Raw genomic sequence first — 21,245 nt, 5'->3', positions numbered from 1 at the left:
AGGTAGGGCTTTTGGGCGCCGGGTCCGGCGGGCCTCAGCCGGCTTTCTCGAAGACCGCCTGCACGACGGCGATGCGGTCCTCGAAGAGGCTGCGCCGCAGGTTGGCCACCATCTCGGCGAAGGAAGGGCCGAGGATGATGGCCGGGCCGGAAGGTCCCCGACCCGGTTTGGGGCCGGCGGTCTGCGCGGCCACGGCCTTCTCGCTCCAGACTTTGGCTTCGGCGGTCAGGTCGCGCCAGTGGCGCTGCTTCAGGCCGCTGGCGAGGACGGTCTCGCGCACGCCTTCCGGCGCCGTCAGGTGGCTCCATTCGGCGCTGGACGCCCAGGGCACGGGAAAGTAAGGCGCGCCGGCCGGACCCGCCATGACGTCGTAGAGCCCGAAGCGCCCGCCGGGTTTCAACACGCGGGCGACCTCGCGGTAAAGGCGTGCCTTGTCGGCGATGTTCATGGCCGCGTGCTGGGTCCAGACCAGATCGAAGCCGGCCTCGGCTAAGGGCAGGGCCAGGCCGTCGGCGCAGACGAAGGCGGTCTGCCGGGACAGCCCGACGCGGGCGCTGAGCTCGCCGGCGGTGCGGCAGTAGACCTCGGTCAGGTCCAGGCCGACCACGCGGCAGCCGCGATGGGTCGCCAGCCAGCGCGCCGGACCGCCGATGCCGCAGCCGAGGTCCAGCACCAGTTGCCCGGTCTGGGGGTTCAGAAGCTGCGCCAGCTCGGCCGTGGCCTGATGGCCGCGGCTGTGGAATTGATCGTAGGGGGAGAGGTCTTCGGCGGTGAGCCGGTCGAGGTCCTTACCCTCGGCCGTAAGCGTGGAGAGGATGCGGCCTGTCAGCGCGCCTTCCCGGGCGTAGTGCTGTGCGACGGAGGGTAATTGGCTCATCGGTGAGGCGAGCATGGCACCGGCGGGGCAGAGCCTGCAAGCCCTTGCGCTTGCCGCGCTTCATCTGGTCGCGTCGCATCGTTTGATTGCCCTCAGGTGTCTTCGGCCCCCGACATCGTCAGATGTCCTCGGCCCCCGACATCGTCAGATGTCCTCGGCCCCCGACATCGTCAGATGTCCTCGGCCAACGTGTTGGTGTTGACCTCGGCCAGGTGGATGGCCTCGGTGAGCAGTTGGGCGATCTCCAGGTTGTTCTCCATCACCGCCTTGGCCTCGGGGCGCGGATCGTCGCCGTAGTTCGCCATGCGCACCAGGATCTCGGCGCGGATCTCCGTGAGGATCTCCTCGGTGCGCTTGCCGTCCGGGTTGTCGTGCGACACCAGGTGCTTGAAGGTCATGAATTCCATCCTTGCGCCCTCGGCGCTCTGTGCTGCCGCGCAGTATCCGACCTTAAGACTTAACAAAGGTTAACGGATTACCCCTGCCGGCGCATTTCGGTATGTGGTTTGCAACCTGTGATATAAGGAGGCATGGTCGATACTGCCGCCGAACAGAAAGAGATGAACCCCGCGAACGGCCCCGATGGCCCACTGTGGCGCCTCGCGCGCCTGCACCCGGGCCTCGTAATGCTATTTTACTTCGCGGCAGGATTTGGCGGCGCGCTTTGGGACGAGATGCTCCAAAGAACCGGTGCCGTTGCTCAGGTTCTGACTGGCCCGGTCGTACTGCTCCTGCTGCAGTCCTATCCGTTGTTCGTCATCCTGCTCGTTTCCGGCCGATTCGCGTCCTCCTCACCACGGGGACTGCGTCTGCCTGTCGCAGCCTTCATCTATGTCGGAATCGGCGGCCTGTTCGTTTTACTTGTTGGCTACCTGGTTACCGGCAGTGCGTATGAGGTCCCAACTGCAGCACGGTACGTCGCGGGCAGCATGGCGGCGCTGTTCGGCGTGGCATGGTTCTACCTGTGGATCGCCGCTTCGGTAAGGCTGCTCGAGGCGGAGAAAGGCCTGTACTATGGTGGGCTCCAGGCTTTCGGAACCTTCCTTCTCTTCTTGTATCTCCCGTTCTTCGGTGCGTTCTTCCTGCATCGGCGTATCAGGTCGCTCGTCAGACGCTTCGAGTACGGCGATCCCATGATCGTGAACCCGCCGTTGGAAGCATTGAAGATCGAGCGGCAGGCCGGCGGGCACCTTTCCCTGCTGCTGACCGAGCGGATGGTTTTTGAAGACTTCGGACGCTACGCGGAAGAACTGATGCGCCGGCTCGACGGCAAGGTAACAGAGAAGGGTTATGCCGCTGGCATGCACATCTGGAACGTCAAGATCGAGACGCTACCGTTTCGCCTGGTCTATGACGAGTTCCCCAATGGTGTGACCTTGGAATCGGAGAGCCATGCCGGCGACATGCTGTTGAGCAAGCTGCAGAAGCGGCTGACGCACTCCGCCTGAGCGCACAAAGAAACAGGGCCGCCCGCAAGAGGCGGCCCGAGGATAGGGCTTGGGAAACAAATGCGTTGAGGCTAAGCCCCGCGCGGACTACTTGCCGCGCTGTATGGTGATCTTCTTGGCCTTCTTCTGCGCCGACTTCACCTTGGGCAGGTCGATGGTCATGATGCCGTCCTTGAAGGCGGCGCTGATCTTCCCTTCGTCGACCTCGCTGGGCAGGGTGAAGGAGCGGCGGAAGCTGCCGAAGGAGCGCTCGCGGCGGTGATAGTTCTCCTCCTTGACCTCCTTCTCCTCCTTCTTCTCGCCGGAGATGGTCAGCATGTTGTCGGCGAAGGTAACCTCGATGTCCTTCTCGGTCATGCCGGGCAGCTCGGCGGTCACGTGGTAGGCCTTGTCGTCCTCACTGGTGTCGACGCGTACGTCGAAGGCCATCGCACCACCGTTTTCGCGCAGCAGCGAGGTGCTGCCCAGGCCGTTCCAGAAGCTTTCGAAAACGCGGTCGACCTCCCGCTGCAGATCGCTCAGCGCCGGAGTTCCGCTTTTGCCGTGATGCCATGGGGCTAAATCTCTGAGAGCCATTCCTAACCTCCTGTGAAAACAAAGGACGTCTTTGGATGACGTTCGATTGAGCCTAGGCCTCCCAGATAGGTGGCGCTTTGAGGCAGATCAACCCTCCGGAGTAGGTCTTCTGCGTCCGGTTTTCGTGTGTTTTAAGGGCTTTGGTAACATCTTCGCCCTTGACCCCCGGGGCGGGACGCGGCCAACTTGAGGGCATGTCACTCGGGCGCAGCATGACCCTCCAGGACCTGACCGCCGGCGGCAAGGCCGCCATGGCGGAGGCCCTGGCGGTACTCGAATCCGCCCCTGACTCGCCCCAGACCATCGGCCTGCTGGACACGGCCTTCGCGGCGCCGCGCGCTCAGGTCGTGGGCATCACCGGCCCGCCCGGCGTCGGCAAGTCGACGCTGTTGGGCGCGCTGATTCCGAAGCTGCGCGACAGCGGCCGGACGGTCGGTGTCATCGCCGTCGATCCTTCCTCGCGGCAGACCGGCGGCGCTCTGCTGGGTGACCGCCTGCGCCTCATGACCGACCCTGAGGATCAAGGTGTCTTCGTGCGCTCCATGGCCGCGCGTGACCGCCTGGGCGGGCTGGCGGAGATGACCGTCGGCGGCATGCTGCTGATGCGCGCCGTCTACGACGTGGTGCTGATCGAGACCGTGGGCGTCGGCCAGTCGGAGACCGACGTGGCCTGGGTCGCCGACACCGTGGTGTTCTGCGTGCAGCCGGGCTCCGGCGATTCCCTGCAGTTCATGAAGGCCGGCATCATGGAGATTCCGGACCTGACGGTGGTCACCAAGGCCGACATGGAGGCCGCCCAGCGCACCAAGGCCGACCTGAAGGCCGCCCTGGCCCACCAGCGCCGCCGCGACGGCTGGACCGTGCCGATCCTGCCGGTGGGCGCGCAGAAGGGATCGGGCCTCGCGCCTTTGGTGGAGGCCATCGACCGCCACCGCGACTGGCTCGGCGAGGCCGGCCGCCTGGAGGCGCGCCGCCACGCCAACGCCAAGCTGTGGTTCCGCGAGGCGCTGACCACCCGTTTCGGGCGCGAAGGCGTGAAGCGCGCGGAGTTGCTGGGCTGCCGCATGAACCTGGACCGCGGCGACGCTCCCTACGAGCGCCTCGCCGACCTTTCGGCCGCCATCGTCGACTGACGATTTGCCAGATTTCGTTTGATGTCATGCTCGGGCTTGTCCCGAGCATCCAGGGCGGCCATCTGTCGCTTGCCCCTGGACCCTCGGGGCAAGCCCGAGGGTGACACCCCAAGATAGACCCTAAAACTCTGCCCAGGCAGGCTTCCTGGGCGTGACCTCGGTCTCGCCGGCCATCAGCGGCGCGCCGTCTGCCAGGGCGTCGAGGCGCAGAAGGGCAAGGCCGATGGAGCCGCCGTTGTGCGCCACCGCCGAGCGCAGAGTGCCGCTCTCCTTGCCGTCGCGGGTGATCGCCGTGCCGGGCTCCGGCGCCGGGCCGGCGATCTCGACCGGGATCAGGCGTTTCTTGGCGAGGCCCCGGTACTTGGTGCGCGCGGTCAGTTCCTGGCCCATGTAGCAGCCCTTGTCCCAGTCGATGCCGTGCAACTCGTCGAAGCCGCTTTCCAGCAGCGTCGCCTTCTCGACCTCCAGGTCGCGGCTGCCGTCGGGCACTCCGGCGGCGATGCGCAGGGCGTCGTAGTCGGCCAAGGCCGTCATCGAAAATCCGGCCTCGCCGAGGGCCGCCTCCGCGCCTGCCTTCGGCAGGAGAATGCGGGCGCCCAGCTCCGGCAGGCGTGGGTCGACGAAGGCGAGGCCGCCGGCGAAAGGGCGCGCGCGCCCCGGCTCGGCGGGCAGCTCCAGTTTCGCGAGAGCGCCGGCCCCGAAGAGGGCGGCGACGGCCAGGTCGTCGGCCGCTTCGATAGTAACCTGGGCGCGCAGCTTGTAGAGCTTCAGACGCCGGGCCAGGTCGGCGGCGCGTTCGGCCTCGCAGTCGGCGAGGAAGGCATCTTCCCGCTCGATCAGAAAGAACTCATGCAGGAACTTGCCTTGGGGCGTCAGAAAGGCGGTCCAGACCGCGCTCTCCGAGGTAACCCGCGTCACGTCGTTGGAGACGATGCCCTGCAGGAAGTCGCGCCGTTCGGCACCGCCGATCCGCAGGACGCCGCGGTGCTCCAGCACGACCGCTTTGGAATCTGCCATGATTTGCCGAATCCTACCCATTTCTTCAGCGCCTAACAGGTGGCATCCCTACTGCCGCGGCGCAAGGGGGCTTTGCCAAGCCCCGGCGGCAGCCCTATAACGCAGATAAGCCCCTTTTCTCCGGACAAGCCGCCCGCCGAGCCTCATGCGCCTGCTTTTCATCACCGCGACCCGCATCGGCGATGCCGTGCTCTCGACCGGCCTCTTGGGCGAGATGATCGCACACCGTCCGGGGATCAAGGTGACCGTCGCGGTGGGCCGCCTCTCGGCCCCGCTCTTCGCCGCCGTGCCGGGGCTGGAGCGCATCATCCTCATCGACAAGCAGAGCTACAACCGTCACTGGCTGAAGGTCTGGCGCCACACGGCCTTCCGCTACTGGGACATCGTCATCGACCTGCGCGGCTCGGCGGTCTCCTACCTGGTGCCGGCGGGGCGGCGCTACGTTATCGGCAAGCGCAAGCCGGGCCGCCACCGGGTGGAGGAACTGGGCGACCTGATCGGAATGTCGCCGCCGCCGGCGCCGCGCCTCTGGCTGGCCGCGGCGGTGCGCGAGAGGGCGGCAGCGCTGCTGCCGGACGACGGCAGGCCGGTGCTGGCCGTGGCCCCGGCCGCCAACTGGCAGGGCAAGACCTGGCCGGCCGAACGCTTCGCCGAGCTGGCCCTGCGGCTCACCGCCGAGGACGGCATCCTGCCCGGCGCGCGTATCGCCGTGCTGGCGGCGCCGCAGGAGATGTTCCAGGCGCGGCCGGTGCTGCAGGCGGCAGGGGAGCGCGGGGTCAACCTCTTCGAGAAAAGCGATCTTCTGATGGCCGCCGGCTGCCTGGAGCGCGCGGACTTCTTCGTCGGCAACGATTCGGGCTTGATGCACCTCGCCGCGGCAGCGGGCATACCCACCCTGGGACTCTTCGGCCCCAGTCCCGAGGCGCGCTACCGCCCCTGGGGGCCGAAAGCCGCCTTCGTGCGCACGCCGGAGAGCTTCGAGGAACTGACCGGCGCGCCGGATTTCGACTTCGCCGCCCGCCAGTGCTTCATGGAAAGCCTCAGCGTCGACGCGGCGGAGACCGCCGCCCGCAACCTCTGGGCCCGGGTGTCGGCCGCTTAGGCTTCCGCCGGCAAGGCGGCAAGCACCTCTTCCAGGGACAGCTCCGCCAGGCGCTCGCGGCGCAGGGTGGCCACGCTGGGGCCGCGCGGGGCGATCTTGGCCGGGTCCGATTCGTGGGAGTAGAGCACCAGCGAGGGCGCGCCCGCGGCGGCGATGAGGTGCATGGGCCCGGTATCGTTGCCGACCGCAAGCTCTGCGCGGCGGCCGAGCGCGGCAATGGCCTCCAGGCTGGTCCTGCCGCAGAGGTCGCGGACGCCGGGCGCGGCGGCGGCAATGGCCTCGATCTCCGCCCGCTCGGCCTCGGCCCCCAGCAACAGCGGCACGATATCCTGTGCCAAGAGGTGGCGGGCGAGGGCGGCGTAGTTCTCCGCCGGCCAGCGCTTGCCGGGACGGTGCGCCGAGCCGCCCGGGACCAGCAGGGCGAAGCGCGCCGGAAGGTCGAAGCCGCTGAGGTCGGCATCCAGGAAGGAGAGGTCGGGCAGGCCCGGTCGGGGCACGCCGGCCAGGGCGAGCTGCTGTGCTTCACGGTCGCAGATGTGCAGCCCCCTGTCCTGGGGTGGCCGGTAGCGGTGGGAGCAGCCGGGCGCGATGCCGACCCATTCGGGCTTTGGCGTCGGCAACAGGCGGAAGTAGCCGGCGCTGCGGTCGGAGCGCTGCAGGTCGTAGACCCGCTCGAAACGTCCGCCGGCCAGTTGCCGGCGCAGGTCGAGCCAGGCGCCGAGTTGCCACCAGGCCGGGCGGCGGTCGATCCACACCCGGTCGAAGCAGCCGCTGGCTTCCGCCATAGGCCGGAAGGGCGCCGTGGTCAGCAGCGTTATCTCCGCCGCGCAGTGGTGGGCGCGGATCGCCTGAAAGCTGGCGATCGACAGCACGAAGTCGCCGAAGGCCGAGAGCTTGATGACCAGGATGCGGGAAGGAGCGTCTGAGGGCATGGGGTTCCGTGGGCGCGGTCGATCTCCAGGGATAGGGCAAGCGCGGCGGCATGGCAATCTTGGCGGCGTGGCAATCCCAACAACCGCCTCGAGGGCTTGCGCCGCGGCATCGCCTGCCCCGGCATTTCCAGCCGGCAGGCGCTCCCGGCCGCCCGGCGGCCCCGGCGCTTTCCCCGTGCGCTTTCCCCGTGCGCTTCCCCCATGCGATTGAATTTTCTGGCATAGCTGCCATATTGGCAGCTCCATCAGGGCAGGACGCTTGGCAAGGTTCTGCGCAGCCGGGACGCGGAAAAAATGTCTCACTACAGCGATACCACCACGGGCGCCGCCGGGGCGCAGGCCGCGCCGCGCCTGCGGGAAGCCGAGCGTCTGCCTCTCTGGCTGTCGCTCTGGCTCCCGCTGGCCGTCGCCTTTGCGCTGGTGCTGACCTGGCATCTCGATCCGGATTTCTATCGCGATTTCGTGGTCGGCGAGACCGCGCCGCTGGAATCGACGCACGTCATCATTCCCTTGATCGCCGCGGTCGTTGCGCTGCGCATCCTGCTGTTGTCCGAGGTGCGCCGGGATCCGTTGGTTTTTGTCTGGGTTCTGCTCGGTCTCCTGGGCTGCGTCTACATGGCCGGCGAGGAAGCGAGCTGGGGTCAGCACTACATCGGCTGGCTGACTCCGGAAGGCTGGCAGGCGGTCAACGACCAGGGCGAGACCAACCTGCACAACACCTCGGCCTGGCTGGATCAGAAGCCGCGCACTTTGCTGGAGATCGGGGTTATCGTCGGCGGCATCGTTATCCCCTTGCTGGCGCTTAGGTATCCGTCGATCCGCGAGGGACGCTTCGCGCTTTTTCTGCCGCCGATGGCTTGCCTGCCGGTGGCCGTGATCGGTGAAATCGCCAAGATGTCGGAGCGTCTGCGCGGTCTCGGCCTCTGGGACGGGACGATCTTCTACAACGCCAGCGAGGTGCAGGAGCTTTACATCTATCTCTTCATCCTTTTCTATCTGATCGTGTTCCGCAACCGGCTGCGCGCCCGGCGCGCGGCGGGACTGCCGCCGCGCCCCGCAGCGGCGGCGCACTGAAATCGCTTCTGAGGAGTTCCACCGCTTCCATGCCGCGCTTGCTGCAGGCCCTGGCGGGCGCCCCGCAAGGTGGCGCGGAGATGCACTTTCTGCGACTCTGCCTGGCATTGAAGCGAGCCGGGGTCGAGCAGCGCGTGGTCATCCGACCGCACGGGAAGAGCCTGGAGGTGCTGCGCGCCGGCGGCATCGATCCGGTGACGGCGCCCTTCGGCGGGTTTTTCGATCGCAAGACCGGGCGGATTCTGCGCCGTGAGATCGCCGAGTTCCGCCCCGACTTGGCGCTGACCTACATGAACCGCGCGTCCGCCGCCATGCCCAGGGGCGACTTCCTGCATCTGGCGCGCCTCGGCGGTTACTACAACATGAAGTACTACCGCAACTGCGACCACTTGGTCTGCATCACGCCGGACATCAAGGCGCATTGCGTGAAGCACGGCTTTCCCGAGGCGCGCGTCCACGTCATTCCGAACTTCGTCGAGGACCGGCGGGCGACGCCGCCCGCCGACCGCGCGGCTCTGGGCACGCCCGCGGAGGCGCCGCTGATCTTCGCCCTGGGGCGCCTGCACGAGAACAAGGCTTTCGACGTGCTGCTGCAAGCGGTATCGCGGCTTCCCGACGCCTATTTGTGGCTCGCCGGCGACGGCCCCCTGCGCGCTGCGCTGGAACGTCAGGCGGGCGAACTCGGCCTTGCCGAACGAGTGCGTTTCCTCGGCTGGCAGCATGACGCCGCGCCCTATTTCGCGGCCGCCGATCTCTATGTCGTGCCCTCGCGCCACGAGCCGCTGGGCAGCGTGGTTCTGGAGGGCTGGATGCACGGCCTGCCCATGGTGGCCGCGGCCAGCCAGGGGCCGTCGTGGCTGATGCGCGAGGACGAGGACGGCCTGCTGGTGCCCATCGACGACGCCGGCGCCATGGCGGCGGCCTTCAAGCGTCTGATCGACGATCCGCAGACGGCAGAGCGCCTGGCCCAGGCCGGCCGTGCGCGTTTCGAAGAAGGCTTTACGGAGGCGGTGGCCGTACGGCGCTATCTTGAACTCTTCGACCGGTTGCTGGCCGCGCGCCCGGCCGCCGCCGCGTCGTGAGCAACGGCAGGGAAGGCAGAAGTATGGCCAAGGACTGGGATCTCATCATCACCGGCGGCGAGGTCTTCACCCCCTCCGGACTGGTCCCCGCCGACGTGGCGGTGGCAGAAGGGCGCATCGCCGATATCGGTGCCTTGGATGCGACGCGCGCCGACGAGGTCTTCGACGCCAAGGGCCTGACGGTGCTGCCCGGCGTCATCGATACGCAGGTGCATTTCCGCGAACCGGGTCTGGAGCACAAGGAGGATCTGGAGAGCGGCACCCGCGCGGCGGTCATGGGCGGCGTCACCGCGGTCTTCGAAATGCCGAACACCTCGCCCGCCACCATCGACGCAGAGGCGATCAATGACAAGCTGACCCGCGCCGAGGGGCGCGCCTGGTGCGACCACGCCTTTTTCGCCGGCGCGGCGGCGGAGAACGCCGAGCGATTGGGCGAGCTGGAGCGCCTGCCCGGCGTCTGCGGGGTCAAGATCTTCATGGGATCCTCTACCGGCTCGCTGCTGGTGCACGAGGATGATGATTTGCGCCGCATCCTGAAGCACGTGCGCCGCCGCGTCGCCGTGCACTCCGAGGACGAGGTGCGGCTGCGCGAGCGTTTCGAGATGATCCGAGAGGGCGGCAAGGTCTCCCAGCATCCGGAATGGCGCGACGTGGAAACCGCTCTGCGCTCGACCAAGCGCCTGCTGCGCCTGGCGCGGGAGGCGGGCAAGCGCGTTCACGTGCTGCACATCACGACGGCGGAGGAGGTGCCGCTGCTGGCCGCCGCCAAGGACATCGCCACCATGGAGGTGACGCCGCAGCACCTGACGCTGGCGGCGCCCTATTGCTATGAGGAGGTCGGCAGCTTCGCGCAGATGAACCCGCCGATCCGCGAGGCGCGCCACCGCGAGGCGCTGTGGGAGGCGGTGCGTCTGGGCATCGTCGACGTGGTCGGCTCCGACCACGCGCCCCACACGCGAGAGGAAAAGTCCGCGCCCTATCCACGCTCGCCCTCCGGCATGCCCGGCGTTCAAACATTGCTGCCGCTGCTGCTCGACCACATGAATGCCGGCAAGCTGACCCTGGAGCGCCTGGTCGACCTCACCTCGGCGGGCGCCCAGCGCATCTACAACATCGCCGGCAAAGGCCGTATCGCCGTCGGCTACGACGGCGACTTCTCGCTGGTGGATTTGAAAGCCAAGAAGCACATCGAGCGGGCCTGGCTGCAATCCAAGTGCGGCTGGTCGCCCTTCGAGGGCAAGCCCATCACCGGCTGGCCGATGGCCACTGTTATCCGCGGCCACGTCGCCATGCGCGACGGCGAACTGCTGGGCGGCCCGACGGGGCGCCCCGTGCGCTTCACGGAGACCCTGCGGCAGGGGGGCGGGGACTGAACTTCGAAGAAGCTAAGGAGAAGGCCGCGGTCTTCAGGCGGCGGTCGATCGGCCCGGCCCTAGAAGCGTACCGACAGACTCAGGGTGCCGAACTGATTCGGGGCGTCCTGTTCGCGGAACTCCTTGGTGCGCCACAGATGGGTATAGGCGAGGCGTAGCTGCTCGCCCAGCATCACCGCGACCCCGGCCTGCAGATCGGCCACGAGCGGGTACTTGTCGACGCTGTGGCTGTCCTGGAAGGTGTTACCGTCCAGGAAGATGTTGCGCAGCACCACGCGTCCTTCGGCGCCGGCGAAGAAATACCAGCTAAACCAGTCGTTGGGACGGAAGTAGTCGGAGCCCGGAAGAGCGGGCCGGATACGCGGCGGGCCATAGTCGGCGGGCAGGTCGTCGCCGATCCGCAGGGTCAGGCCACCGGCGCCGTAGGTGTAGACGTTACCCAGCGCGCCGCCGAGATGCGGCGTGACGTCGAACTGCAGCTTGTCGAGCAGCGGCAGATCGGCCAGCAGCGGTACGTCCCCCTCCTTGGCCTTCCATAGACTGCGCCACTTGTGCTCGTAGTAGAGGACGATGCCGGGTTCGTTCTCGAGCTGATTGTCCCAACCTTCCGGTACCTGCACGCCGATCAGCTTGTGGTATTCGATCTGCGTCTTGTCGGCGAGCGAGGCCGGGCCGACCATGCCGACATTGAGCTCCAGGTTGTCGAGCCGGTCGTCGGTTGCTGAAACCAGTCCGACGCCGGCATAGAGCCAGCCGGCATAGGGCCGGTCGTCCTCGATCAGCTCGCGAAGCTCGATGCGCTCCGGCGTGAACATCTCCTGGCCCAGGCTGTAGGTGACCCGCAGGCGGCCTTTGTCGGGAAAAATCGGCAGCGCCTTGCCCGCCTCCTCGATGAAGTCCGGCACGATCCCTTCGGGCGAGAGGGCGCTGAGGCGCATGCCATGGGTGAAGTGGCGGTCGGAGCCGCCGAAGAGGTCGTTGCTGAACTGGCCGGTGATGATCCAGGCGGGATCGGCGTCCTCGATCCCGTCGGCGCTCTCTTTGGCCGCGCCGTCCTGGGCGCCGGCCGCGAGCGGCCAGACGGCGAGAAAAAGGGCCGATAGGAGGCCGCGCCTAAGAGTGCGTAAATGCCTCAAACTTACCTCTGAGCGGTCAGCGTCTGATTCTGGACGTCAGTCCTACCCTTTTCATTCCCGGCGGGCCACCTTTGCGGAGGATTTTTTGCCCCGCCGGGCGCCGCGAGCCGCCGCCGCAGCCCCCTGCCGCCCCTGTACCCTGAGGGGGCGCTTTGCTATGCTGCGCCGCGGAATACAACGGGCCCCGCCTATAGGGAGTGCCCAAAGGGAGAATTGAGATGACCGCCTGTATTGTCGGCTGGAGCCATACGCCTTTCGGCAAGCACGAGAACGACGATATCGAATCCCTGATCGGCCGGGTGGCCGTGCAGGCGCTGGAAGACGCCGGCATCGGCCCCGACGAGGTCGACGAGATTTTCGTCGGCAACTTCAACGAGGGGTTCTCGCGCCAGGCCTTCCCGTCGTCCCTGGCGCTGCAGTTCAGCGACCACTTCCGTTTCAAGCCGGCCACGCGCGTGGAAAACGCCTGCGCCTCCGGCTCGGCCGCCGTCTATCAGGGGCTGAAATCCATCGCCGCGCGCAAGGCGCGCTTCGTGCTGGTCATCGGCGTCGAGAAGATGACGGCGATCTCCGGCAAGGAGATCGGCGACGTGCTGCTGAAGGCCTCCTACCAGAAGGAGGACGGCGAGATCGAGGGCGGCTTCGCCGGGGTCTTCGGCCTCATTGCCCAGAAGTACTTCCAGAAGCACGGCGACCAGTCGGACGCCCTGGCCGGCATCGCCGCCAAGAACCACAAGAATGGTGTCGAGAACCCCCTGGCGCAGATGCGCAAGGATTTGGGCTTCGAGTTCTGCCGCAACGTCTCGGAAAAGAACCCGCTGGTCGCCGGCCCGCTGAAGCGCACCGACTGTTCGCTGGTCTCCGACGGCGCGGCGGCGCTGGTGCTGGCCGACGTGGAGAGCGCCCTCGGCCTGAAGAAGGCGGTGGCCTTCCGTGCTGCCGAGCAGGTCAACGACTACCTGCCCATGAGCAAGCGCGACATCACGCTCTTCGAGGGCTGCGAGCAGGCCTGGGGCCAGGCGCTGGAGGCTGCCGCCGTGAAGCTGGACGACCTGAGCTTCGTCGAGACCCACGACTGTTTCACCATCGCCGAGCTGCTGGAGTACGAGGCCATGGGCCTGACCAAGCGCGGTCAGGGCGCCCGCGCCGTCGCCGAAGGCTGGACCGAGAAGGACGGCAGGCTGCCGGTCAATCCCTCGGGCGGCCTCAAGGCCAAGGGCCATCCGGTCGGCGCCACCGGCGTCTCCATGCACGTGCTCTCCGCCATGCAGCTCACCGGTGCCGCGGGGGGCATCCAGGTAAAGGACGCCAAGCTGGGCGGCATCTTCAACATGGGCGGCGCCGCCGTGGCCAATTACGTCTCGATCCTCGAACCGCTGCGCTCGTAAGCTCTCCGGGGGAGAGAGGCATGGGCAACGTCATGAACCTGGGGCGGCTGCTGTCCGACACGGCGCGGCGTCTGCCCGGGGCGACGTCGCTGGTTTGGGGCGGCAAGACCTGGACTTGGGCACAGACCGACGCCCGCGTCGATGCGCTGGTCGCCGCTTTGCGGCGACGGGGCCTCGGCAAGGGCGATCCGATCCTGGTGCAGGCCAGGAACTCCAACCAGATGTTCGAGTCCATGTGGGCGGCCTTCAAGCTGGGCGGCATCTGGGTGCCGACCAACTACCGCCTGACCCCGGCCGAGGTCGCCTACCTGGGTTCCTCCTCGGGCGCCAGGGCGATGATCGTCGACGACAGCTTCCCGCAACACGCCGCGGCGGTGCGGGAGGCCTCTGCGGCGCTGGACCATGTCATCGTCATCGGGACCGCGGGAGACGGTGCGGAAGCCTACGAGGACCTGGTCGCCGAGGATGACGGCGGCGACGTGGAGGAGGCGGAGGTCGATTACGGCGATCCCTGCTGGTTCTTCTACACCTCCGGCACCACGGGGCGGCCCAAGGCGGCGGTGCTGACCCACGGCCAGCTTGCCTTCGTCACCAACAACCACCTGGCCGACCTCATGCCCGGCACCACCCACTGGGGCGACGCTTCGCTGGTGGTGGCGCCGCTCAGCCACGGCGCGGGGGCGCACGCCCTCTCCCAGGTGGCGCGGGGCACCAAGTCGGTGCTGCTGTCCGGCGAGAAGTTCGACGAGGAAGAGATCTGGCGTCTGGTCGAGGAGCACCGCATCACCAACATGTTCACCGTGCCGACCATCCTGACCCGCATGGTGCGCCACCCGGCGGTCGACCGCGTCGACCATTCCTCGCTGCGCTACGTGATCTACGCCGGCGCGCCCATGTACCGCGCCGACCAGAAGGAAGCGCTGCAGAAACTGGGCAAGGTGATCGTGCAGTACTACGGCCTGGGCGAGGTGACGGGGAACATCACCGTGCTGCCGCGCGAGGCGCACAGCCTGGACGACGCCGAGATGCCGCTGGGCTCCTGCGGCTATGCCCGCACCGGCATGGAGATCGCCATCAAGGACGCAGGGGGCAAGCGCCTGCCCGCCGGGGCGCAGGGCGAGATCTGCGTGCGCGGCCCCGCCGTCTTCGCCGGCTACCACAACAACCCGGAAGCCAACGCCAAGGCCCTGAAGGAGGGCTGGTTCCATACCGGGGACCTCGGCAGGCTCGACGACAAGGGTTTCCTCACCATCACCGGGCGCGCCTCCGACATGTACATCTCGGGCGGCTCCAACGTCTATCCGCGCGAAGCCGAGGAAGTGCTGCTGACCCACCCCGCCGTCGCCGAGGTGGCGGTGCTGGGTGTGCCGGATCCGGAATGGGGCGAGACCGGTGTCGCGGTGGTGGTGCTGGAAGCGGGGCAGAGCGCCGGCGCGGAAGAGCTGTTGGGTTTCCTGAAGGACAAGCTCGCCCGCTACAAGCAGCCGCGCCGCGTCTTCTTCTGGGAGGAGCTGCCGAAGTCCGGCTACGGCAAGGTGCCCAAGCACCTGATCCGCGACGAGCTCTACGCGCGCGGCGACCTGGCGGAAGAGACGGCGGCGCAATGAGAACGCTCGTCCAGCCGGGCCAAGCCCTGCAGCCGCGCCGCCTGTTGGAATGGGCCGCGCCGGCGGGCGACCTGCGCGTCTGCCTGGCCGGCGGCCAGGACCTGCTGCGCGGCCTGGTATCTGCCCTGGCCGAACGGGATGTGGCGCACGCCGCCGTGCAGGTGGTCGCGGCGGAGATCGACCGCATGGCCTATCTGACCGGCGCCGAGGACCCCAGCGGCGAGAGGGTTGCCACCTACGGGCCGCCGACCTGGCTGGAGGGGCCGGTAACCCTGCTGGGCGCCAACGGCATCCTGGGGCCCGGCCCGGACGGCGATACCCTGCTGCACTGCCACGCGGTGGTGGTCGACGCCGCGGGGCGGTTGCACGGCGGCCATTTGCCGCCGGGCGACTGCCTGCTGGGCGCGGGCGGCGCGGTGGCGCTGGCGACGCCGCTGCGCGAAGCCGTCTTCGCCGCCAGCTACGACAGCGAGACCAACTATCCTCTGTTCCAGCCGACAAGGTTGCCGGCATGAGCGGGAGCGCCACCTTCGAGGAAGGCAAGCTGGGCCGCATTGCCGTGGTGCGCCTGCGTCCCAACGAGGATCTGGTAACCGCGGTGGAGGCGGCCTGCGGTGAGCACGCGCTCAGCCATGCCGTGGTGCGCTCGGCGGTCGGCAGCCTGGTCGACGCGGTGCTGGAGGCCGGCGAGAGGACCATCCAGGTGCCGGGCCCCGGTATCGAGATCCTGACGCTGGCCGGCGAGGTGCGCCCCGATGCCGGCGGCAAGCCGCGGGCCGAGCTGCGCGGCACCATCGCCGACGGCAAGGCCCAGGTCTACGGCGGCCGCTTCCGGCGTGGCGCCAATCCCATCTGCATCACCTTGGAACTGGTCCTGCAGGAGTGGCTCCCGGCTTAGGCCGAAGAGAAAACACAGGGGAGAAGGAAGATGTTCAAGGCGATCCTCCTGGAAGAAAGCGAGGGTAAGGTCTCGGCTGGACTCACCGAACTGGAGGAGTCGCGGCTCCCCGAGGGCGATGTCACCGTCGCCGTCGAATATTCCACTCTCAATTACAAGGACGGCATGGTGCTGAACGGCCTTGGCCGCCTGGTGCGCAGCTATCCGCACGTGCCCGGCGTCGACTTCGCCGGCACGGTCGAAGAGAGTTCCCATCCCGGCTACAAGCCGGGCGACAAGGTGACCCTCACCGGCTGGCGGGTCGGCGAGCATCATTGGGGCGGCTACGCCGAGAAGGCGCGGGTCAAGGGCGACTGGCTGGTGCCGCTGCCCGACGGACTGACGACCAAGCGCGCCATGGCCATCGGCACCGCCGGCTTTACCGCCATGCTGGCGGTCATGGCGCTGGAGGCCCACGGTGCCGCGCCCGATAAGGGTGAGGTGCTGGTGACCGGTGCCGCCGGCGGCGTCGGCTCGGTCGCCGTCGCGGTGCTGGCGAGGCTCGGCTACCGGGTGGCGGCCTCCACCGGGCGGGCCGAGACCCACGCCTACCTGAAGGACCTGGGCGCGACGACGCTCATCGACCGCCAGGAGATCGCCGAGCCCAGCGGCCGGCCGCTGGACAAGGAGCGCTGGCAGGGCTGCATCGATGCGGTCGGCGGCTCGACCCTGGCCTCTGTGCTGCCGCAGATCGCCTACCGCGGCTCGGTGGCGGCGGTGGGCCTGGCCGGCGGCAACAAGCTGGAGACCACGGTGATCCCCTTCCTGCTGCGCGGGGTGAACCTGCTGGGCATCGATTCCGTGCTGTCGCCGCCGGCGGAGCGCAGGGAAGCCTGGGCCCGTCTGGTGTGCGAACTGCCCATGGACAAGCTGGACGGCATGATCGTGGAGGCGAAGCTGGCCGACCTGCTGACGCTGGGCGGCGACATCCTGAAAGGCGGGGTGCGCGGTCGGGTCGTCGTGGACGTCCGGGCTTGAGGAAGGGGACGGGTTTGGCAGAGGCTGTGCGTTCCGTCCTGGTGTTGACCAACAAGCACAGCGGCGGGGCCGACAATGGGTTGGAACCGGCGGTCCGCCGCCTGGAGGACGCCGGCCTTTCGGTCACCTTGGCGGCGCCCGAAAGTGTCGACGACCTGCGCCGCCGGATCCGCGACAGCGGCGACAGCACTGTGATCCTCGCAGGAGGCGACGGCACCATGAACGCGGCGGCGCCGGCGCTTATGTCCTTGGAGCGGCCCTTCGGCATCCTTCCGCTGGGCACCGCCAACGACCTGGCCCGCACCCTGGAAATTCCCTTCGATACCGTGCAGGCCGCGGCGGTGATCGCGGCGGGGCGGACGCGCCGTATCGACCTCGGCCTCATCGACGGGCGTCCCTTCTTCAACGTCGCCAGTATCGGCCTTAGCGCGGAGGTGGCGCGCGAGCACGAAGGTGAACGCAAGAAGCGCCTGGGCGTGCTGAACTATCCCTTGAGCGCCTGGCAGGCCTTTCGGCGGCATCGGCCGTTTCGCGCCGAGCTGGTGGTCGACGGCGAGCCGATCAGGTGCCTCTGCATGCAGGTGGCCGTGGGCAACGGACGTCACTACGGCGGCGGCATGACCGTGGATGAGAAGGCGCAGATCGACGACGGTTGGCTGCGCGTCTACTACTTGCGGCCGGCCGGGCCGCTCGCCATGCTGCGGGTCCTGCCGGCCTTGCGCTTCGGCTGGCTGCGGCGCGCGCCGGAGGCCGAGGTGAAGCGGGCCAAGCGTGTCGAACTGCGCACCCGGCGTCCGCGCGCAGTGAACGTCGATGGAGAGCTGGACGGCATGACGCCGGTTGTCGTCGAGGTGCTGCCGGGCGCTGTCGAGGTTTTCGCCCCGCCGCCGGCGGCCGTTGGAGAGCGAGGAGGCTTGGTATGAGCATCTTGCGTGACGAGCGTCTTGTCGCCCTGCACGACCTGGTCGAGGCCTGCCGCGCCTCTGCGCGTCACTGCGCGCTGGTGGCCGAGTCTCTGCCGGAGGAATCCCGCGCCGGGGCCCTTGAGGCCCTCGCGGCGCAACGCAACCGAGAGGCCGACTTCTTTGGCGAGCGTATGCTGGCCGAGGACGACATCCCCGAGGGGCCGCCGGAGGAACGCAGCCTGCTGCAATCGGCCCTGGCGCGCGGCAAGGCGGCTCTGGCCGGGGATGCCGAAGAAACCCTTCTGGCGGATTGCCGGGCGCGGGAGGAGGAGGTGCTGAGCCGGGCGGAGGCTGCCCGGCGCGCCCCGCTGCGCGGCGATGAAAAGGCCGCCGCTTCGGCCCTGGCGGAAGACGCCCGGCGCCGCTTGGACGGGGTGCTCAAACTATAAGCAATTGGAATAGAATGAATTTCAGGCCATTATGCAGGTTGAGTGACGCTTTGGGGGCGATCCATTGCATTTGCGGTGCCGTCCCCTCATGTCATTCTGGATCTTTGACCAGCCGGAAAGTGAAGAAACATGGGTATTGAGGTCGGCGGAATCTTCGGTCTGCTGCTGCTGGTGGCCGATATCTGGGCCATCGTGAAAACCGTTCAGAGCAACGCCTCGACCGGTGCAAAGGTGTTCTGGATCGTGCTGATCCTTATCCTGCCTCTGCTGGGCCTGATCATCTGGTTTCTTGCCGGACCAAAGGGCTGAGGCACGGCCGCGGTCGGGCATCCGGCCGTCGCTCCCGAGGAGGGGGCGGGAGATCCATGGATTTGCGCGCCGCGTCGTGTAAACTCCCCCGCAGCGACAACCTGTTTGTTTCGTGAAGAAATCGGAGGGCGCAGGGCGTGACGAAGTTCATTTTGGGAGGCCTCGCGGCCGCTGTGGTGCTGGCAGTTCTGGGGGCGCCGGTTCAGGCACAGCTCAACCCCTTCACCCGGGCCGGCTTCGAGCTGTCGCCTGAGGATATCGAGATCGTCAGGGGCACCGCCGAGAAGCTCTATAGCGATGAGTCGGTGCCTGTGGGCACGGTCGAGACCTGGTCGAATCCGAAGTCGGGCAACACCGGCTCGGTGCAGCTGATCGGCATCTTCGAGCACAAGGGGCTGCCCTGCCGCCGCCTGCAGCACGACATCAAGATCAAGAACGTCGCCGATCCCTTCCGCTACATCTTCGACCGTTGCAAGGTTCCCAGCGGCGAGTGGAAGCTCCTCTAAACTCCGCCCGGCCTCTTCATCGTCAAGAGGGGGTGTCTAGAGCGGATCAGGGTCGGTTGGAAGCGCCGAAGGCGATCCACCGTCCCTGCGACCCCGCTCTATACCTTTGAGAGAGTTCGGATTCACACGATGAGACGGGGCCACTTTGCGGTTCCGTTTAATCGCGATCCGATCTAGCGGGCCGGCGGGCGGCCATCGCCATTCGCCAGGTCGCGCACCTGCTGGACGATGTCGCGGTTGGAAAAGGGTTTGGTGACGAAGGCGTCGGCGCCCAGGCGCAGCGCCGTATGGCGGTCCTGTTCCTGGCCTTTCGCGGTGAGGACCAGAACCGGCAGGTCTTGCAGGGAAGCCTCGCTGCGGACCCGTTTCAAGACTTCAAAGCCGCTGTGCGGCGGGATCATCACATCCAGCACCAGGACGTCCGGCGGTTCGCTCAGCAGGCGTTCGATGGCGGTGTCGCCGTCCAGGGCCGCGGCCACCTGCCAGCCTTCCCGGCTGAATACGAAGCTCAAGGATTCGACGATATTCGGCTCGTCCTCGACGATCATCACGCGCATCGACACAATTTCCCCCAACGTGGCGGCGCTTCTTCGGACGCCGCTCCTTTGTCATTTAGCCCCGCTGCCCGGAGGGCGGCCTTGATGTAGCACAGGCTGCCGCAAGCGGGGCCAACAATCGTCTCGGCCGCTCCGGCGACGGCCTCACGCGGCAGCCGGGCCGGCTCCGCCGAGGCCGGGAGGCGGCGACTTGATGATCACATCTTCCTGGCGCTGCGGGCAATCGCCGCGCGCGCAAAGCCGGCAGGTGGCGCCGACACGGTCGGCCGGGGCCGCCGCGGAGAGGTCGAGGCGGTCGCCGTAAACCGTTTGGTCGGCATAGAGCGCCTCGCAGGCCAGCATGATCGACAGCAGGTGGCGCGGCTGGCCGTAGGCGGCGTCGCCCTTGGTCACGGCGCGGGAGACGAAGAGGAAGCGGTCGCCGCTGGGGAATTCGGCGAGCTGGCTGACGACCGTCTCCGGCATCTGAAAGGCCCGGTAGACGGCCCACAGCGGGCAGGCGCCGCCGTAGCGCGGCAGCGGCAGGTTGGGCAGGGGAAAACGCTTGGTCACGTAGCCGGCGGGATCGGAGCGCAGGAAGGCAAAGGGGATGCCTTCGCTTCCCGGACGGCGCAGGGTCACCAGGCGATGACAGACCTGCTCGACGCTCGTGCCGTAGGCGCGCCGCAGCAGGTCGATGTCGTAGCGTGCCTTGACCGCGTCTTCCAGGAAGCTGTCGTAAGGCATGAGGGCGGCGCCGGCGCAGTAGGACTGCAGAGCGGCGGCCGCCCGCTCGCGCGCGGCCGGGGTGGTCATCGTGGCGCTGGCGGAGATGATGCCTCCGATCTCGCCGGCGAAGTCCAACCGGGCCAGCAGCCGCGCCAGGGCGAAGCGCCTGCCGGCGGCGGGGGCGCTGTCCAGCAGCAGAACACGCTTGTTGTGCGGGCTGTAGCGCAGCGGCGCGCGCGAGGCGTAGTGGCTCTCGTTATCCGGCGAGGCGTGGCTGATGTGCAGGCCGTGATCTTCGGCCAGCACCTCCAGCATACGCTCCTCCATGACCCGCGGGTGCGCGCCCAACCGGCGGCGCAGCCGCTTGGCGGCGTCCTCCAGGACTGGAAAGTGGGCGCGGTTCTCCAGAATGAAGTCGTCGACCTCCTCGGTTGGAGTGGTCGAGCGCGTGGCGGTGTGGGCCTTGTCGAAGAAAGTCGAGAGCCCCTGGGCCGCGCTCGACAGGCGCGCGCTTTCCTCGGAGAGGATGGTGTGGAAGCGGTGCTGCTGGGCGGCGTCGACATCTTCGACCGATGTCAGAATCTCCGAGATCGAGCGGATCGCCGAGACGTTGGTGAGGATGCGGTGGATGGCGTCGCCCAGGAAGGGGTCCTGATTGAGACGGTCGGCGAGGGCATGCATAGCCTGGGAGCGGTCGAGAAAGGCGCGGTGCAGAGTGACCAGTGCCTGCGCCCATTCGGGGTGGCGGCCGACCAGATCGCCGATGCTGGCCGGGTCGAGCCGCAACTGGTCGAACAGCGGCTCGGCCAGAGCTTCGTTGAGGTCGCCGACCAGGCGGCGCTCCGTGGCGCCGTCCAGCATCTCCAGCCCGACGTCCAGTTCTTCGGCGATCTGCAGCAGCAGGCGGCCGCCGATGCTGCGTTTGTTGTGCTCGATGAGGTTCAGGTAGGAGACGGAGATGCCGATACGCGCGGCCAGCTCGGTTTGAGTGAGGCCGAGTTCCTTGCGGCGCTCGCGGATTCTCAACCCGATGAGTGGGGTGGGCATGGCGTAAGCCTCTCGTTTCACGAAACTTTGTGCGCCGCAATGTAAACATTTTACAGAAAGGGATTTTCTTGTCCAGCAGTTTTTACAGAAAATCTTTTGAAGAA

General features: G+C 67.7%; 23 protein-coding genes. 15 read left to right on the top strand and 8 right to left on the bottom strand.

What is annotated here, in order from left to right:
• Positions 1–34: 34 nt before the first annotated feature.
• Both AAFN88_RS19100 and AAFN88_RS19095 read right to left on the bottom strand, forming a co-directional pair.
• Complete coding sequence (locus AAFN88_RS19100; RefSeq protein ID WP_347522213.1) at positions 35–877, bottom strand: methyltransferase domain-containing protein; 843 nt, start codon at positions 875–877, stop codon at positions 35–37.
• 170 nt (positions 878–1,047) lie between these two features.
• Positions 1,048–1,275, bottom strand: a complete 228-nt coding sequence (locus AAFN88_RS19095; RefSeq protein ID WP_347522212.1) for a hypothetical protein — start codon at positions 1,273–1,275, stop codon at positions 1,048–1,050.
• 132 nt (positions 1,276–1,407) lie between these two features.
• On the opposite strand from AAFN88_RS19095, the gene AAFN88_RS19090 reads away from it, so the two are divergent.
• Positions 1,408–2,325 carry a DUF3630 family protein gene (locus AAFN88_RS19090; RefSeq protein ID WP_347522210.1) on the top strand — a complete coding sequence of 306 codons (918 nt, stop codon included), beginning with the start codon at positions 1,408–1,410 and terminating at the stop codon, positions 2,323–2,325.
• 87 nt (positions 2,326–2,412) lie between these two features.
• Here AAFN88_RS19090 and AAFN88_RS19085 read toward each other — a convergent pair whose 3' ends face one another.
• Positions 2,413–2,901: an Hsp20/alpha crystallin family protein gene (locus tag AAFN88_RS19085; protein WP_347522209.1), complete on the bottom strand. Its 489-nt coding sequence runs from the start codon at positions 2,899–2,901 to the stop codon at positions 2,413–2,415.
• 212 nt (positions 2,902–3,113) lie between these two features.
• On the opposite strand from AAFN88_RS19085, the gene meaB reads away from it, so the two are divergent.
• The gene (gene meaB / locus AAFN88_RS19080) at positions 3,114–4,034 is read left to right on the top strand and encodes a methylmalonyl Co-A mutase-associated GTPase MeaB (RefSeq protein ID WP_347522208.1); all 921 of its coding nucleotides are present in this window, start codon (positions 3,114–3,116) and stop codon (positions 4,032–4,034) included.
• 120 nt (positions 4,035–4,154) lie between these two features.
• On the opposite strand, the gene AAFN88_RS19075 is transcribed toward meaB, so the two are convergent.
• Positions 4,155–5,051: a folate-binding protein gene (locus AAFN88_RS19075; RefSeq protein WP_347522207.1), complete on the bottom strand. Its 897-nt coding sequence runs from the start codon at positions 5,049–5,051 to the stop codon at positions 4,155–4,157.
• Positions 5,052–5,196: 145 nt separating this feature from the next.
• On the opposite strand from AAFN88_RS19075, the gene AAFN88_RS19070 reads away from it, so the two are divergent.
• Positions 5,197–6,153 (top strand): glycosyltransferase family 9 protein, encoded by a 957-nt coding sequence (locus AAFN88_RS19070; RefSeq protein WP_347522206.1) that lies wholly within the window; start codon positions 5,197–5,199, stop codon positions 6,151–6,153.
• On the opposite strand, the gene AAFN88_RS19065 is transcribed toward AAFN88_RS19070, so the two are convergent.
• A complete protein-coding gene (locus AAFN88_RS19065; RefSeq protein WP_347522205.1) occupies positions 6,150–7,085 on the bottom strand; it encodes a glycosyltransferase family 9 protein in 936 nt (311 codons plus the stop codon). The genes AAFN88_RS19070 and AAFN88_RS19065 overlap by 4 nt on opposite strands.
• A 294-nt stretch (positions 7,086–7,379) precedes the next feature.
• On the opposite strand from AAFN88_RS19065, the gene AAFN88_RS19060 reads away from it, so the two are divergent.
• From AAFN88_RS19060 to AAFN88_RS19050, 3 genes are read left to right on the top strand one after another with little or no spacing between them, the layout of a single operon-like run.
• Complete coding sequence (locus AAFN88_RS19060; RefSeq protein ID WP_347522204.1) at positions 7,380–8,159, top strand: hypothetical protein; 780 nt, start codon at positions 7,380–7,382, stop codon at positions 8,157–8,159.
• Between the two features lie 29 nt (positions 8,160–8,188).
• Positions 8,189–9,241 carry a glycosyltransferase gene (locus AAFN88_RS19055; RefSeq protein ID WP_347522203.1) on the top strand — a complete coding sequence of 351 codons (1,053 nt, stop codon included), beginning with the start codon at positions 8,189–8,191 and terminating at the stop codon, positions 9,239–9,241.
• A gap of 23 nt (positions 9,242–9,264) precedes the next feature.
• Positions 9,265–10,614: a dihydroorotase gene (locus tag AAFN88_RS19050; RefSeq protein WP_347522202.1), complete on the top strand. Its 1,350-nt coding sequence runs from the start codon at positions 9,265–9,267 to the stop codon at positions 10,612–10,614.
• Between the two features lie 59 nt (positions 10,615–10,673).
• Here AAFN88_RS19050 and AAFN88_RS19045 read toward each other — a convergent pair whose 3' ends face one another.
• A complete protein-coding gene (locus AAFN88_RS19045) occupies positions 10,674–11,750 on the bottom strand; it encodes a lipid A deacylase LpxR family protein (RefSeq protein ID WP_347522201.1) in 1,077 nt (358 codons plus the stop codon).
• A gap of 218 nt (positions 11,751–11,968) precedes the next feature.
• On the opposite strand from AAFN88_RS19045, the gene AAFN88_RS19040 reads away from it, so the two are divergent.
• The 9 genes from AAFN88_RS19040 to AAFN88_RS19000 all read left to right on the top strand — a co-directional run bounded on the left by AAFN88_RS19040 (position 11,969) and on the right by AAFN88_RS19000 (position 18,829).
• Positions 11,969–13,138, top strand: coding sequence for an acetyl-CoA acetyltransferase (locus tag AAFN88_RS19040; RefSeq protein ID WP_347522200.1), 1,170 nt, complete (start codon positions 11,969–11,971; stop codon positions 13,136–13,138).
• Between the two features lie 20 nt (positions 13,139–13,158).
• Positions 13,159–14,745 carry an acyl-CoA synthetase gene (locus AAFN88_RS19035; RefSeq protein ID WP_347522199.1) on the top strand — a complete coding sequence of 529 codons (1,587 nt, stop codon included), beginning with the start codon at positions 13,159–13,161 and terminating at the stop codon, positions 14,743–14,745.
• Positions 14,742–15,260 (top strand): DUF296 domain-containing protein, encoded by a 519-nt coding sequence (locus AAFN88_RS19030; protein WP_347522198.1) that lies wholly within the window; start codon positions 14,742–14,744, stop codon positions 15,258–15,260. Before AAFN88_RS19035 ends, AAFN88_RS19030 begins: the two co-directional genes overlap by 4 nt.
• Entirely contained in the window at positions 15,257–15,643 is a 387-nt protein-coding gene (locus AAFN88_RS19025; protein WP_347522197.1) for a PPC domain-containing DNA-binding protein, read from the top strand. Before AAFN88_RS19030 ends, AAFN88_RS19025 begins: the two co-directional genes overlap by 4 nt.
• Before the next feature lie 30 nt (positions 15,644–15,673).
• Positions 15,674–16,660 carry an MDR family oxidoreductase gene (locus tag AAFN88_RS19020; RefSeq protein ID WP_347522196.1) on the top strand — a complete coding sequence of 329 codons (987 nt, stop codon included), beginning with the start codon at positions 15,674–15,676 and terminating at the stop codon, positions 16,658–16,660.
• A 14-nt stretch (positions 16,661–16,674) separates the two neighbouring features.
• Positions 16,675–17,583 (top strand): lipid kinase, encoded by a 909-nt coding sequence (locus tag AAFN88_RS19015; RefSeq protein ID WP_347522194.1) that lies wholly within the window; start codon positions 16,675–16,677, stop codon positions 17,581–17,583.
• Entirely contained in the window at positions 17,580–18,014 is a 435-nt protein-coding gene (locus AAFN88_RS19010; protein ID WP_347522193.1) for a hypothetical protein, read from the top strand. The genes AAFN88_RS19015 and AAFN88_RS19010 overlap by 4 nt, the downstream gene beginning before the upstream one ends.
• Before the next feature lie 129 nt (positions 18,015–18,143).
• Positions 18,144–18,323, top strand: coding sequence for a PLDc N-terminal domain-containing protein (locus AAFN88_RS19005; protein ID WP_347522191.1), 180 nt, complete (start codon positions 18,144–18,146; stop codon positions 18,321–18,323).
• 137 nt (positions 18,324–18,460) lie between these two features.
• Positions 18,461–18,829, top strand: a complete 369-nt coding sequence (locus tag AAFN88_RS19000) for a hypothetical protein (RefSeq protein WP_347522189.1) — start codon at positions 18,461–18,463, stop codon at positions 18,827–18,829.
• Between the two features lie 173 nt (positions 18,830–19,002).
• Here AAFN88_RS19000 and AAFN88_RS18995 read toward each other — a convergent pair whose 3' ends face one another.
• Entirely contained in the window at positions 19,003–19,386 is a 384-nt protein-coding gene (locus AAFN88_RS18995) for a response regulator (RefSeq protein WP_347522188.1), read from the bottom strand.
• Positions 19,387–19,530: 144 nt separating this feature from the next.
• Entirely contained in the window at positions 19,531–21,141 is a 1,611-nt protein-coding gene (locus tag AAFN88_RS18990) for a short-chain fatty acyl-CoA regulator family protein (protein WP_347522187.1), read from the bottom strand.
• Positions 21,142–21,245 lie beyond the last annotated feature (104 nt).

Source organism: Pelagibius sp. CAU 1746 (assembly GCF_039839785.1).
Taxonomy (GTDB): domain Bacteria; phylum Pseudomonadota; class Alphaproteobacteria; order Kiloniellales; family Kiloniellaceae; genus Pelagibius.
Note: the sequence above shows the minus strand (reverse complement) of the source record. Positions and strands in the feature narration are given on the sequence as shown.